Source organism: Paenibacillus sp. FSL K6-2859 (assembly GCF_038008265.1).
GTDB classification, from domain to species: Bacteria; Bacillota; Bacilli; order Paenibacillales; family Paenibacillaceae; genus Paenibacillus_AQ; species Paenibacillus_AQ nitricinens.
Map to the genome: position 1 here is coordinate 2,074,995 of NZ_JBBOYU010000001.1, position 15,671 is coordinate 2,090,665.

Consider the following 15,671-nt stretch of genomic DNA (forward strand, 5'->3'; position numbering starts at 1 on the left):
TATGAGCTTGCCGGCTTAGTTCGTAACTTACATATATTTAGACTGGGATACCCAATTATTTAGCTTACTCTATTCTTATTAGAGAATTGCTGGTTTAGCTCGGAGTAGTTAAGTTCAGCAGTGTTGTTCAAGTTCATATCAGCGATGGACAAGCTCTCCTGTAAGGAGATATATACCGCGAACATACCTGCCGCTTTGATCGCTTCTACCCCGGCGACTGCGTCTTCGACCCCGACGCAAAATTGCGGATCTACATCAAGCGCATCGGCGGCGGTCAGGAACACTTCCGGGTCTGGTTTGTTGCGGGCAAGCTTGGCTGCATCTACAATAACTCCGAAGTCTTTCTCCATACCTAGAAGGCGGATAACAGTAAAGGCATTTTTGCTAGCGGAGGCAATGCCAGTCTTCACTCCGTGGTTCTTCAGCTCGGCGAGCAATTCAGAAATACCAGGCAGCACATCGGCCGGGGTTAACTGCTTAATGAGTTGCTGATAAAACTCATTTTTGCGGTTCGCCATCTCCTCCATCTCTTCGGGAGAGTAGGTGTGCAGAGTTGTCGCTTGTCCAAGTAGCAACTCCAGAGAGGCTATGCGCGATACACCTTTGAGGTTCTCATTGAACTCTCGGGTGAACGGGAGGCTCAGCTCTTTCGCAATCATACCCCAAGCCTGATAATGATATTCTGCGGTATCGGTAATAACGCCGTCCAGATCAAAGATTACGGCTTGAATTTGAGAGGTTGCATTCATTGTATTGTGCTCCTTATGAATTAGGCTTGTAGTGCTTGAGTTACTGGCTTGTCGTTGCCCAGAGTCACCGAATGGCCGTAGAGAATTAGATCCAGTGCTTCACCCTCTAGCAATTCAAGCTCCACGCCTTCCTCGCGAATGGTTACAGCAATGAGACGCCCGCGGAAGGTGAGGCGGAAATTGTATTTCTGCCAGCCAGTAGGTAGGGACGGAGCGAGCGATAAGCCATTTTCCTTGAGTCGTGTTCCGGCAAAACCGTACACAATAGCCATCCACGTTCCACCCATATTGGCGAGATGTAATCCATCTTTGGTGTTTCCATGTGTATTGTCGAGATCCAGCCGAGCAGTCTCGATAAAGTAGTTATACGCCTTGTCCTTATACCCGATTTTCGAGGCCATAATGCTGAATATGCAAGAAGACAGGGAAGAGTCATGGGTAGTGATTTGCTCATAATAATCATATGACTTGCGTATGGTTTCTAGCGACTGCTCGTCTTCCAGCAAGTAATGAGCCAGTACGGTATCCGCTTGCTTACAGACCTGATAACGGTACAGGGTAAGCGGGTGGTAATGCAGCAGCAGCGGATGTTTCTCCGGTGGTGTGTTCTCGAAATCCCAGACCGCTTTACGTAAGAAAGTATCATCCTGCGGGTTAATGCCCAGCTTCTCGTCGTAAGGGAGGAACATGGCATTCGCTGCTTTCAGCCAGCTATCCGCTTCCTGTTCAGTAACATGCAGACGGATACATAGTGCTTGAAATGCAACCTTGTCATACTCCTGAAGTCGAGCGAAACTGCGCGCTGCCCATTTTAAATTATGTTTAGCCATTACATTAGTGTAATAGTTATTGTTCACCAGGCAAGTGTACTCATCTGGACCGGTTACTTCGTCAATGTGGAATTTACCTTCGTAAAAATGACCGATTTCCATCCACAACCGCGCCGTCTCAAATAGCACCTCTGCGCCGTATTGGAGCAAGAAGGCGTCATCTTCTTCCGCGAGATGATATTGGATATAGCTGTAGGCTACATCCGCGCTGATATGATATTGGGCTGTGCCGGATGGGAAGAAGGAGGAACATTCTGTACCCGAAATCGTCCGCCATGGGAACAATGCACCTTGGGCATGGCCCATCTCTTTAGCACGATCCCTTGCTTCCTCCAGCTTGGAGTACCGGTACAATAGGAGCTGTCGGGCCAAGTCAGGAGAAGTCATCAGGAACACAGGGAACATGTAAATTTCCGTATCCCAGAAATAATGACCCTCGTATCCTTCTCCGGATAAACCTTTGGCAGAGATATTGCTGTGCGCGTCGCGTCCGGCTGATTGCAGCAGCTGATAAAGGTTGAACCGTATCCCCTCCTGAAGTGATGAGTCATTCTCAATCCCTACATCGGAACGCTTCCAGAAGTCAGCTAAATATTGCTCCTGCTGTTCCAGCATGTCTTCAAAGGAACGGTTCTGGAGTGATTCCTGTACCTGAATTCCTCTATCTACAAGACCTTGTTCATGGCGTAGTGTATCCGTATAAACATTCCATTTGGTCATAGACATCGGACCGGATATAGATGCAGTTGCTGTCACTGTAGCATCGGTTTCTCCAGCTAGAGTTTCAACCAGCCAATCACCGTCCCATTCATGACGGGTGACACAGGAGGTCCGCAGACCGGAAGCCATCGTCTTATTCTCCAGGCATATATATTCACCGCGAACATCAGACGCTACTACACTTAGGCGTTTGGCATGGCCAGCTGCTACACGTGGATCATTCGGATTCGTATAATTACTAACATCGCCGTTTACACGGGATACAACTTGAATTGGACCACTGAAATTAACAGGCTCAAGTGTAAGATGAATAGCAAATAGCTCCCGGGTAGTAAAAGAAACGAGTCTCCGGAAATGCAGCTTGAGTTCTTTACCGGAGGGGGATTTCCAGTGGATTTTACGCTCCGAATAGCCCTTGTCCATATGGAGGTTACGCTCATAAGCAAGCACACTCTCTTCAGTAAGTGCAAAGGGCTCCTTATCTTCGCCTATATAAATATTTATCTCTTGGGAATCAATAATATTAACTAGTTTTTGCTGGGTCCCTGGAAAGGCGAACAGCTTCTCCCCATAGGGAATGTCAATCACATCGTGAAAAGCGTTCAAATACGTACCGCGGATACTGCGGATTTCATTATCGGAATAGCCTTCTTCAAAATTTCCACGCACGCCCAAATATCCGTTCCCCAGCGCAAAAATACTTTCCAAATTTAGCAGGGTATCTGCTGATAACCCTTGATTAGCAATGCTCCAGCTCATGCTAGTGTTTCCTCCCTTGATGGTTATGAATTGAATTTTAAGTCCGAAAGAGCTAAGATTATACTAAATTATTTAGCATATTATCAAAATTTTTAGGTGAGGTTAACAAGTATGGATCAACTTAAAGGATTTAAAGGACAACATAAACTACCGGAATATTGGTCCACACGTTCTGTGGATCTGACAGAGGGATTTGTCCATCCTCCGCTGGATTATGAACATGAGCTTTTGGAAGCTATCCGACTGGGAGACGAGAACCGGGCACTCGAAGCACTGCATAGAATTAACGCAATGGAAGCCGCTACGCTAGCCCGATATCCGCTGCGCTCCAAGAAAAACGCTATGATTGCATCCTGCACCTTGTTTACACGTGCGATTATCCGCGGTGGTGTTGACCCTGAGACAGCATTTCAGCTGAGTGATACGTTCATCCGTGCAGTGGAAGCTTCGACGGAGCTTGATGCACTTCATCGATATGAATATGAAATGGTCCTGCAATTCATCACAGTGATGCGGCAGCAGAAGGAGAACCTTCACTATTCACATATTGTCAATCTATCCATATATTTTATACGCGAGCATCTGTTTCAAGATTTGAACCTTAGCTTGATTTCCGGACATGTCGGTGTGCATCCCAGTTATTTGTCCGACCGCTTCAAGCGTGAAACGGGTATGCCGCTCACGGAATTTATCAACCGGCGTAGAATTGAGGAATCGCAGTCGATCCTCATTCATACGAATCAGTCTATTTCCGAAATCGCTTTAATGTTTAAATTTTGCAGCCAAAGTTACTATACACAGTTATTTAAAAAATACACTGGCCTGACCCCCAAGCAGTTTCGCCGGGACGGTGGAGCACTTACGAAATGAGAGAAATGGAATCATTAATGATCCCTAAAATTTGCTGTCCATGCTTCCCTGGTTGGGTACTGGATAGCTCTTTTTACGTTTCAGCTTCAATAGCCAAACTCGCCTTTATCCGTGATAAATGAGATTATTAATCCACTAAATTAAGTTAGAGAGATGATAAGATGGCCATTTATTTGGAATTCCCACGACTGGATAAAGCCTTTCCGTACCGCTGTATTGAGAACGATGGCAATATATTGACTACACCGCATTGGCACAAGGAAATGGAGATTATCTGGATTGTAAAAGGAAAAGTGAACCTTGGAGTAAATGACCAGCCGATGCAGCTCAAAGAAAATGAGTTCGTCTTCATCAAAGGTGGAGACATTCATTATGTGATGGCTTCACCTAAAAGTGAGCGGCTGGTCTTCCAATTTGACCTTAGTTTTTTTCAGGACGTGATGATTCTGAACAACACACCTTTTACGCTGAAGGAGCTGTTTGCCTCAATTGAACCGTATTCCACGTACTGGCGGCCAGAGGTTCAGAAAAAGATTCTTCAGTTATTGAATGAGCTATATCAGGAAGGCAAGACGCAGCAGATCGGTTACGCATATGCCATTAAAAGCCTTTTATGTGAGCTGATCACTGTGATGTATCGCGAACTGGATCATTTTAAACCGCGTATGGTCAGCAATAAGCCTTATTCCCGTGAAATTCTTGAGCAGTTGTCCATGGTCTTCCAGTATGTGGAGAAAAACTATACCCATCCTATAAAACTTGAGGATGCTGCCAAAATTCTGGGCTTCACCCCATCGTATTTCACAAAATTCTTTAAGAAGCATACCGGCAAAACTTTTGTCACCTTTTTGAACGAATATCGGATTGATAAAGCGAAATGGATTCTCCTCAATGAAGATGATCCTGTGACGGAGATCGCCGGCAAGGTGGGCTTCGGAAGTACTAAGACCTTCTATCGTTTGTTTAAGGAAAGTATTGGAATTGCGCCTCTGCAATATAAAAGCTCAACCATCAAAGGTGCCTTTGGACAGGACCAAATATGAGAACAATTTGACAAAATCAAGGGATTCAATCTTTCGTAGCAAGCCTTATTATAGGCATAGGCAACTAAAGAAAACAGGCTGTGTGCTCATCAATGAGAGCATTTACAAATTGTTAGCAACTTGGAGGTTTTATCATGAAATTATCCCGAGATTTCTTGTGGGGCGGCGCTATTTCGGCTATACAGACCGAGGGTGCGTATTTAGAGGATGGAAAAGGTCTATCTAATTTTGACGTACTGCCTATGAATGACCGTCGTTTAAAAGACGTTATGATGGACGAAGATAATATTTTTACAGAAGAAGGCCAACATTATCCGAGCCATACCGGGATTCATTTCCGAGAACATTACAAAGAGGATATCGCATTGCTGGCGGAAATGGGCATCAATTCTTTCCGATTCTCTATCTCTTGGCCGCGCCTATTTCCGAATGGGGATGAAGCTACTGCGCTGGAGTCAGGCCTCGCATTTTATGAGAGCATATTGGACGAGCTTGAGAAATACAACATTGAGCCAGTGATTACGATCTCTCACTTTGACTTGCCGATGCATTTGGTGGAACATTATGGGGGCTGGGCAAACCGCCAAGTGGTTGGCTTTTACGTAAATTACGCTAAGACGCTGCTTAACCGATTTGGGCACCGAGTAAAATATTGGATCCCTTTTAATGAGATGAATATGGTTTTGCATATTCCTTTTATAGGCGGGGGCTTAACCTTTACAGCGGAAGATAACAAGCTTGAGAAAAAATATCAGGCTGCGCATCATCAGCTTCTGGCTAACGCTCTGACCGTGGAAGCGGGCAAGCAAATGGTTCCGGGCATCAAGTTCGGCTGTATGCTAGCAGCTGGAAAAACGTATCCATATACGTGTAAGCCGGAGGATGTATTCGCTTCTCTGGAAAGTGACAAACATACACTGTTCTTCTCCGATGTGCAGGTATACGGCAAATATCCAAATTATATCGCACCGTATTTTGCTAAGCACAAGATCAACATTCACACAGAACCGGAGGATTTTGAAATTCTGAAGAACCATACAGTAGACTTTGTCTCCTTCAGCTATTATTCAAGCGCTTGTACGGCAGCATCCACGGAAGGACTGGAGACTCGTCGTACGAATGGTTTTGAGACGGTGAAGAATCCTTATCTACCACCAAGTGGAAGTGTGTGGCAAATAGACCCGATTGGACTTCGTATAACAATGAATCAATTATATGATCGCTACCGGATTCCGTTGTTTATTGTCGAGAATGGCCTTGGAATCGCTGATGAACCAGATCAGGACTTTCATGTTCAAGATGATTACCGAATTGAATACCTATCCGATCATTTACGCAATATGAAGGATGCCGTAGAACAGGATGGAGTCGAGCTTATTGGTTATATGTCATGGGGTTGCATCGACTTGGTCAGTGTAAGTGAAGGCAAAATGTCCAAACGTTACGGATTTATTTATGTGGACGCTGATGATTATGGCAAGGGTACTTTTAAACGGTATAAAAAGGCCAGTTACGACTGGTATAAAAAGGTGATTGAATCAAATGGTGAGTGCCTCTAGAGAGGTCTCTATATACGTAGCAGCGGTCCTCTGGAAGAGGACTTGCGGCTCCGTTAATTTCAAAGGGCTCGAATGAAAACGGTTAAGGGGGAAGACCATATGAAAAAAGACTACAAACAAATCGCGGAACAAATCATATCTCTCGTCGGCGGGAAGGAAAACATCATTGACCTGGAGCATTGCATGACTCGCTTGCGGTTCCGTTTAAAAGACAATGATAAAGCCGACAAGGAACAGTTGAACGGCATGGAAGCGGTAGCGGGAGTAAACGTAACATCTGATCAATATCAGGTCATCATCGGCAATGAAGTAAATGCGGTCTATAAAGAAATTATTGATCTTAATGTGCAAAGTGCAGATGAAAGTGGTTCCGGTAAGTCTCCAGGGAACGGTAAAACCAAAGGAGTCCTAGGCCGGATCATTGATACGATTACCGGTTGTATGACACCAATGATTCCGGCGTTAACGGCTGCAGGGATGATCAAGGTCATTCTGTCGCTGTTGACCACCTTCGATCTGATGTCACCAGAAGCAGACACCTATCGAATCTTGGATATTATCGGGGATGCTGCATTCTATTTCATGCCGATTCTGTTAGCGGTTAGTGCATCCCGGAAATTCAAAGTCAATACTTCAGTTGCAGTTATCGTCGCAGGTGTTCTACTCCATCCTAACTTCTCTTCCTGGGTGGCTTCTAAGGATCCAATCTCCTTCCTGGGGATAACGGTTTCACCTGTCATATATGCAGCCTCAGTCATTCCTGTCCTGTTGACAGTATGGATGATGTCCTATATTGAGAAATATATAGATCGAATCGTTCCTAATATGCTGAAAATCCTGTTAAATCCAACGCTGCTATTGTTGATCAGCGCACCTTTGGCGCTAATCGTTGTCGGACCGCTGGGGAACTATGCCGGACAAGGACTGGCTTATGTGATTGAATTGATGCAAGGCACGCTCGGTTTTGTCATGGTAGCTCTCCTTGCTGCTGCTTTCCCGTTCATTGTTATGACTGGGATGCACCATGCGCTTACACCAATATTCATCTCTGCCTTTGCAGCTACCGGGCAGGAAGCCTTAATTCTGGTAGCTCAGATTTGTGCGAACCTTGCTCAGGCTGGAGCTACGTTAGCCGTTGCCATTCGCTCTAAGAGCAAGTCGATGAAGCAATTAGCTTCCGCTTCTTGGATTTCTTCCACGATGGGCATCACCGAACCAGCTTTGTATGGTGTACTCTTGAAGTTGAAGAAACCGATGTTAGCCGCCGCTATCTCAGCGGGCATCGCAGGCTGCTTCGCGGGGATTGTACATGTAACTCTATATGTTCCGCAGAACAATATTATGGCTCTGCTTGCTTTTTCCGGTGAAAGAGGAACTACAAACATTATTTATGGTGTGATTATGATTGTCGTTTCTTTTGTCGCAGCGTTTCTGCTGTCTCTCATGTTCGGCTTCAAAGATGTTGAAGATAATACGCTGGTTGCAGCTGATGCTGCTCAGGAGTCCGGAAACAATCCTGTGCAAGATTCAGGGACCATTGAAGTAAACTCCAGTGCTATAGAAACGGACAAGGTTAATTCCGCATTGTTGACTAGTCCTATGTCAGGCAAGGTATTGCCGCTCTCAGCAGTGCCGGATGAGGCGTTCGCAAGTGAGGCGATGGGAAAAGGGTTGGCACTTGAGCCATCCTCCGGGCAGGTAGCTTCACCTATTGGCGGTATAGTAGCTACCCTGGCGAAATCGAAGCACGCGATTGCGATAGTAGGCCATGATGGTACAGAAGTACTGATTCATGTGGGGATAGATACAGTTAAGCTGAAAGGTAAATACTTCAATACTCGGGTTCAGCCGGGGGATACGGTGAATGCAGGTGACATCTTGATGGAAGTTGATCTGGAAAGCATCCGCCGTGAAGGCTTCAACATTATTACACCGATCATCATTACGAATACGACCGAAACGACAAAAGTCATAAATCAGGCGGGGACTTCTGTGAAGATAAACGAAAAGTTGGCCTTGGTTACACGTTAATAATAGGAAGTGATAGGGCCGATCCGGTTTTTAAGGATCGGTTCTTTGCTTTGTTTACTGGAGGAGGTGTCGCTGCTAAAGTTAATCTTTCCGTATACATCACATCATACATCCGTAAGCACCTGTTTCAGGATTTGCCCCTTGGGGGGGAGCTCCTGACATTTCAGTGTGCATTCTAGCGGTTTGTCTGAACCCTAATTGTTTCACTGGTACTGATGGGCAATTTTAATTGTAAAAAGTACAACTATATGAGGGTGTGCCTACTATTTTCGATTAATAAGTGTAATTCGTACAACTAAAAGTCCCGATCTCACTCCATTCTGTTCATTTTCGATTAAATAATTGTACAATGTGCAACTAAATGGGTGATAGCGTTGGATAGAGAGCTTTTAGATGTATAAAGTGCAACTGGGGGCTGCTACACAGGTACGGGCAATCTAACTTTACATACCCTGGTACGAAGAGGAGAGGAGAGAAGAGAAGAGAAGAGAAGAGAAGAGAAGAGAAGAGAAGAGAAGAGAAGAGAAGAGAAGAGAAGAGAAGAGAAGAGAAGAGAAGAGGATCGATTTCCGTTTAGGATGACATCGATCCTTATATCTTCGATTATGCAGTTACCACAGTTGATGATTGGAATGATTAACAGTGTTCCTACTCATACCGTATTCCGTTAGACATTTCATCCAAACGCTCCCAGTCGAGGACGACAATTTCTTGCTTAACTTTATATAAGATCTCCATGTCGGTGAGTCGCTGAATAACACGGTTTAAATGGCGGGGAGTAGTCCCAATCAAAGAGGCTATATCTGGGATATATGGCGTTTGAATTTCTTTTCCAAACTCCCGTTGAAGCTGTATCGTTAATAAATAACTTGCGAGTCGTTCCTCTACAGCACCAAGTAAGTTCGTTCGTGAGGCGGATGTGCAGGTTAGAAGCTTGTAAGATAGATGTCTTAGCAATAAGTCTTTAAAACTGTGATTATCCATTAGGTCGGACTCAACCTTTTGTTTCGGGATAAATAAGAGGGTGGTTTGATGTTCGGCTTCTACTAGTGACTGGATCATAACCCCTTGCACGAACTCAATATCTCCAAATAAAGACAAGGGTGAGTAGAAACGTAATAACAAGGATTTTCCTGTCCCCACACTGGAAGAAACCTTAGTCCGTCCCTCCACTTGAAAATAAATTCCGTCCAGCTCATCGCCCTCACGCAAAATGATCTCATTCTGCTCGTAAACACGTATTTGGATCAAAGAATACATTGATTCAGGGAAAACTGCGTCTAGATTAAATTGTGTAATGTAATGTGATATAAGATTTGGATCATGAATAGATTTCATTGCGTACTCCTTTTTGGACATCGGTCCTTTCCATTATATATGAACTCGTTAAGATAGAGAAAAGGGGAGGATACAGACTATGAAATTTATTTTTGATTTAGATGGAACGATATACTTTAGCGGCAAACCTTTGAGTGAACGAATCGTACAAGCATTGGATGAACTTATTGAAAAAGGACATGAGGTCATCTTTGCGTCAGCCAGACCTATTCGTGATTTATTACCTGTGTTACCTGCCCATATGCATCATTATCCGATGGTAGGAGGGAATGGTGCGTTTATAGCAAAGGGTGGAGAGGTGATTTCAACCATACATTTTGACGCGCAGACTTCGGATCGTATCTTAGAGTTAATCGAAGAATTTGAAGCCACTTATTTGATTGATAGTCACTGGGACTATGCGTATTCGGGTTCCGACGACCATCCCATTCGGAGAAATGTAGATCCAGAACAACTCGCCAACAATGTTAGTCCATCTGAGCTAGATGAGATTGTAAAAGTAGTTTTTTTGAGCAGCCTGAACGGGGAACAGTTATTAGATCAGCTACATAGATTGCCTGTTGTGATTTATAAACATGGTCAAGAGGACATTATTGATATAAGCCCTAAAGGCGTAAACAAATGGACAGGACTACAACGATCAGGCATAGAACCGCAGCAATTTATTGCTTTTGGCAACGATGCTAACGACATAGAAATGTTTAGACAATCCGCATACTCGGTTTGTGTTGGCGATCATGCAGCGCTTAGTGAATTGGCAACGGAAAAAGTGAGCAACGAAGAAGAGGAGATTGTTAGAAAAATAATGGAGCTGGTGGGTGGGCTGTGATCTTCGATTAGTGGTGGTCATTAGCTCAGACGCCATTGTTGCATGCACCAAGCGTATGCAAATGTATGGATGGAGCTACGAATGCACCATGATTGCGGACTGTATAGTCGCTATTTTATGATTTTGCTTCTTTTGGCGGAGTGTTCGGACTCAGGAGCCGTTATGTGGTCAAAAAGCACTCGTTTTTGCGCAAAAACAACTCAATAGCGCCTCTGGAGTCCGAAAAAGCTCATTTCGGCATCTTTTGAAGCAAACAAGGTCATCTGAGTCCGATGGGGATCTTGCCTGAAAGTTTTTACGCTTGAGTACATTTCATATGCTTGAAAATAAACGTTTAAATTTGCGTTAAAAGCCAAGTTCAAGTATTTGATGTTCGGAATAATCGAAAATATGAATATACAGGGTAGCCAGGCAGCCTCATACGAGGTTGTCTGTTTGCATTTGCTTAAACATATATGAGATTTGATACCGGGAAATAGTTCGAGTTAGCAGGGATTTCCTGGTTTTTTCACGGGTTAATTCCTTCCAGAAGTATGAATTCTCTCCAGTATGGTAGAAATGGTCTGATGCATAGGGTCTAAAATGGAATATTGGATACAAAAAACTCGTAATTTTAGTACCGAGAAGTAAGATGAACAAAAAAGAAATAAAAAAAGTAAATGTGCCAAATGTCTTAAATTACATCAAAAATAAAGCACGATCAGGTGACCTTAGAACTGGATCTATATACACTAGTAATTTTACTTTTATGAAAATAATGGTAATTTATTGGGGATCTTTGAACCATTTTAGCAAAAAATGTTATGGAAAATATAAACTATTTAGTCGTCGAACCGATAATGCAGTATGTATCTCCTAAATTGGAAAATAATTTATTTTTTATTTAAAATTTACACTATTTATTCTTGTTAATCCAAAATTCCTATCCAGTGGTGATGAAAAAGATGAGTACTCAAGAAATGCTAACTAATCAGGTACAAAGAACCCCTCGAATTAAACCGAATTACCCGGAAGGCGAATTGGTTTTGGAGGATCCTGCCCGACCATCGGGAAAACCAACCTTCTCATGGTTGACGATTATAGTCCCTCCCATCGGGATGTTAGTCATCTCTATATTTATGTCAACATTGACCAGGTCGTTTACCATGCTGATATCAACCATGGGTATGACTGTTCTGACGGTCATGGTTTCAATTTTGAATTATAAATCCAGTGTGAAAAAACATCATGAACAGAACAAAAAACTTGAAAAGAAATATCTCAACTACTTATTCCAGGTTCGTAATGATTTACAAAGTGCCGCCAGTACGCAAAGAGAAGCCTATACATATATCCATCCAAGTATTCAATCTTGTGTTGAAATCGTACGGGTGAGAAGCAAGCAGCTGTGGGAAAAAACCGGAATTGAAGATGACTTTTTGAATCTCAGGGTTGGTGTTGGTATCCAGCCGATTGCTCTGGTGCCAATATATAGCTCGAAAGCGAAAGCGATTGACGATGACAACCCACTTGAAGAAATCGCCAGTAAAATATGCGAAGAGATGTATTTTGTGCGAGATATTCCGGTCTACATACCGCTAAGGAATATTAATACGCTCGGAATTTACGGCAAACAGCAGGAGGTTCGTGATTTCCTCAATGGTGTTCTAGTTCATTTAACAACACACCAAGGCTACGATGATGTAAGGGTAATATGCGTGATGCAGCCTGATGATCTGCAGCACTGGGAATGGTTGAAATGGTTGCCCCATACATGGAATAAAAATCGAAGCCAGAGAAGTTTGGCTACAACATCCTTTGATGCCTCCAATATTGCGGATGAATTACTTCCAGAGCTTAGAAAAAGAGAAGAAAACAGCACGAATGGTTATGGACTACAGCCAATGCAGACCCCGCATTATGTTTTTCTGGTTTTTGCTCCTGAACTGTGGGACAGCACGGATATGATGAAGTATTTGCTCTCGGCCAATGCTTCACTTGGGGTGACCAGCATTTTTACATCGGAAAAGATTGATGTTGCGCTGCCGCTGAATTCCCAGGCTATTCTGGAAATCAAGGATGGTAAGGGGATGGTTCGAAAAGATACTAATCAGCTGTTAAGTCATTTAGCGGATTATTTTTCTGCCGATTCTCTGGATAAAAAAAATTCAGAGTTTTTTGCCCGTTCTTTGTCTCCGCTCAGAATTAAGGAAGGTCAAAATAACAGCTATATCCCACCAATGGTAACTTTTCTGGAGAGCTTTGAGGTTGAGCAGGTAGAGGCTCTAAAGGTATTGGAGCGCTGGTCAAAAAACCAGGCTAACCGTACATTGTCCATTCCTCTGGGGCTCGGGGCAGGCGGGAAATTTCTTTTGTTCGATATGCACGAAAAAAGCTATGGTCCACATGGTCTAGTAGCCGGCACTACCGGATCGGGGAAAAGTGAGCTGCTTCAGTCTCTACTTTTGGGTCTGGCAGTGAACTTTCATCCGCATGAGATTGCTTTTGTACTGATCGACTATAAGGGTGGAGGAATGGCTAATGCTTTTCTTGGACTTCCACATCTGGTGGGGACAATCACCAATCTTGGCGGTAATCAGATCAATCGGGCCCTTGCCTCCATCAAAAGTGAGCTTTTGCGGAGACAGCGACTGTTCAGTGAAGCCGGAGTGACCAGCATTGATAATTACATCGTTCTTTACCGCAATAAAGAAGTTAACCTTCCCTTGCCGCATTTGATCATAGTGGTAGATGAGTTCGCAGAACTTAAATCAGATCAACCGGAATTTATGAAAGAGCTAGTCAGTGCGGCACGGGTCGGAAGAAGCTTGGGGATTCACTTAATATTGGCAACACAAAAACCTTCTGGCGTAGTCGATGACCAGATCTGGAGTAACTCCAGATTTAAGCTATGTCTGAAGGTGCAGACACCTTCGGATAGTCAGGAGATGCTGAAACGCACGGAGGCAGCAGAGATCAAAGAAAAAGGCCGTGGGTATTTGCAAGTTGGTAATAATGAAGTGTTCACTTTGTTCCAATCCTCCTGGAGCGGAGCGCCTTATCAAGCAGGGGAGACAGATCAGGATGGAAGTCCAAAGATGGATATCGTTTCACTAAGTGGTGAACGCAGAGCTCTGATTCCTAAGGTGAAAAACAGTGATCATGCCTCGCAACTGAGTGAGCTGCAGGCTGTGGTTAATCATATAGCTGCCATTTCTGCTGAGCAATCGATCGGAGAGGCTTTTCAGCTATGGCTGCCTCCACTTCCGGAGACTATGACTTTAGCGGATGTTATGGATCAGAATCAGATCTGGGATGGGCAATCATGGAAGCAGCCAGATCAGAATCTTATTGCCACCGTTGGACGAATTGATAATCCGTCAGATCAGGAGCAATACAATCTGGATATTAATTTTAATCAGGATGGACATTTACTGGTTTATGGAGCGCCGAGCAGCGGTAAGACTACGCTGTTAAAGACAATTATCATGTCCCTCGCCTTGAAATATGAACCTGATTACGTTCATTTCTATATATTGGATTTTGGTACACGCACCTTGGGAGTATTCCACGAGCTTCCACATGTAGGGGATATTATTTTTCCAGAGGACGAACAAAAGCTTGGAAAACTGATCAGTTGGTTGTTGTCCCAATTGGATGAACGCAAACGTAAGTTTTCTCAGCTTGGAATCAGCAATTTGGTCTCGTACAGTGCGGCCACTGGAGAGAAGGTTCCTTATATTGTTATTCTGCTCGATAATTACACAGGATTCTCAGAAGCCTATGATGACTTTATCTTAGAGCTTTCCAAGTTGGTGCGTGAAGGCGGTAATTACGGGATATACTTCGTGTTCGCTGCCAATGCTGTAAACTCTTATCCTTACCGAATCAGCCAGAATATTAAGCAGGCTCTAGTATATCAAATGTCTGATAGATTGGATTATTCCAGTATTCTGGGCAGAACAGAAGGGATGGAACCAACGAATACCGTAGGGCGCGGACTGCTCAAAGATAACCGGATTCTGGAATTTCATACCGCGCTTCCTGTGGATGGCAGCTCGGATGATCAGATTGCTGCCTCTCTCCGCCGGATTAGTTCGGAGATGAAAGCAGTGGCAGGAGTGAATAACCCTGTGGGGATTTCAGTGATCCCGGACAAGCTTTCACTGGCAGACCTTCTGGAACGTGTGCCTAAGGAACAAGCGCAGGGGAATTATCTGGTACCGCTCGGGCTGGATTGGGATACTACACTTCCGGTAGAGATTAATGTAAAGCAGGTTAGCAATTTTGTAGTGTCTTATACTACTCAAAAGCATGTGGACTTTAGATTTAACGCCTTAGTACAAGCTCTTGATAAATCGGCAGGCGAAGTAAATATGGAATTCCATCTGTTTGATAGTGGTGTTGTCAGTATACCGAGCTTGAAAGCTAGTTCAACGATTACCCGCTATATGTGCACAGCTGAAGAGTTTTTACAGCTCACACAATCTTTAGTGGATCAGCTGCAACTAAGGAAAAATGATGCACGGCAAGCTTTTGCAGATGCCCAAAACCGTGAAGAGTTTGACGAGGCAGAGTATATTCTGTCTAAGTATCCGCTTCTCGTCATTGTAATGCCTCATCTTAAGTCCGCTTTTGATCTGATGGAGAATGATTCACTGGATCATTTGGAGCGGGTAGCGAGGTTTGGCGGTGGACTTGGTGTAATGCTGCTGGTCGGCAGCGATTCGTTTGAACTGAATCAAATGCAATTGGTCACTGATTTTGCGGGTGAACTGATTAACAGTGGACATGCGTTGTTGTCCGATGGAAGACCCAATGATCATTTGTCTTATGCTCCACTACTCGAGAGTATGGAATACCATGAGCTGAACGAGGTATTGGATAATACTGAAGCGATACTGCTAACTGAGGGGACCATTTCACGCCTCAAAATGATTACAGAACTATAGATAAGCAGGTGA

The 15,671-nt window shown here is 43.9% G+C and carries 9 protein-coding genes; 6 read left to right on the plus strand and 3 right to left on the minus strand.

The window, feature by feature from the left end; translation table 11 throughout:
• Nucleotides 1-59: 59 nt before the first annotated feature.
• Together pgmB and MHB64_RS08920 are read right to left on the minus strand one after the other, a co-directional pair.
• Nucleotides 60-749 carry a beta-phosphoglucomutase gene (gene pgmB / locus MHB64_RS08915; protein WP_094870391.1) on the minus strand — a complete coding sequence of 230 codons (690 nt, stop codon included), beginning with the start codon at nt 747-749 and terminating at the stop codon, nt 60-62.
• Between the two features lie 20 nt (nt 750-769).
• Entirely contained in the window at nt 770-3,058 is a 2,289-nt protein-coding gene (locus MHB64_RS08920; RefSeq protein ID WP_341134174.1) for a glycoside hydrolase family 65 protein, read from the minus strand.
• 111 nt (nt 3,059-3,169) lie between these two features.
• Between MHB64_RS08920 and MHB64_RS08925 the strand changes: the two genes are divergently transcribed.
• The 4 genes from MHB64_RS08925 to MHB64_RS08940 all read left to right on the plus strand — a co-directional run bounded on the left by MHB64_RS08925 (nt 3,170) and on the right by MHB64_RS08940 (nt 8,561).
• The gene (locus MHB64_RS08925; RefSeq protein ID WP_341134175.1) at nt 3,170-3,928 is read left to right on the plus strand and encodes an AraC family transcriptional regulator; all 759 of its coding nucleotides are present in this window, start codon (nt 3,170-3,172) and stop codon (nt 3,926-3,928) included.
• A gap of 161 nt (nt 3,929-4,089) precedes the next feature.
• Complete coding sequence (locus MHB64_RS08930; protein WP_094870394.1) at nt 4,090-4,971, plus strand: AraC family transcriptional regulator; 882 nt, start codon at nt 4,090-4,092, stop codon at nt 4,969-4,971.
• Between the two features lie 134 nt (nt 4,972-5,105).
• Entirely contained in the window at nt 5,106-6,530 is a 1,425-nt protein-coding gene (locus MHB64_RS08935) for a 6-phospho-beta-glucosidase (RefSeq protein WP_341134176.1), read from the plus strand.
• A 99-nt stretch (nt 6,531-6,629) separates the two neighbouring features.
• Nucleotides 6,630-8,561 carry a beta-glucoside-specific PTS transporter subunit IIABC gene (locus tag MHB64_RS08940; RefSeq protein WP_341134177.1) on the plus strand — a complete coding sequence of 644 codons (1,932 nt, stop codon included), beginning with the start codon at nt 6,630-6,632 and terminating at the stop codon, nt 8,559-8,561.
• A gap of 648 nt (nt 8,562-9,209) precedes the next feature.
• On the opposite strand, the gene MHB64_RS08945 is transcribed toward MHB64_RS08940, so the two are convergent.
• On the minus strand, nt 9,210-9,899 hold the full coding sequence (locus tag MHB64_RS08945) for a Crp/Fnr family transcriptional regulator (protein ID WP_341134178.1): 690 nt from the start codon (nt 9,897-9,899) through the stop codon (nt 9,210-9,212).
• Nucleotides 9,900-9,978: 79 nt separating this feature from the next.
• Between MHB64_RS08945 and MHB64_RS08950 the strand changes: the two genes are divergently transcribed.
• Both MHB64_RS08950 and essC read left to right on the plus strand, forming a co-directional pair.
• Nucleotides 9,979-10,728, plus strand: a complete 750-nt coding sequence (locus tag MHB64_RS08950) for an HAD family hydrolase (protein WP_341134179.1) — start codon at nt 9,979-9,981, stop codon at nt 10,726-10,728.
• A gap of 944 nt (nt 10,729-11,672) precedes the next feature.
• Entirely contained in the window at nt 11,673-15,659 is a 3,987-nt protein-coding gene (gene essC / locus MHB64_RS08955) for a type VII secretion protein EssC (protein WP_341134180.1), read from the plus strand.
• Nucleotides 15,660-15,671 lie beyond the last annotated feature (12 nt).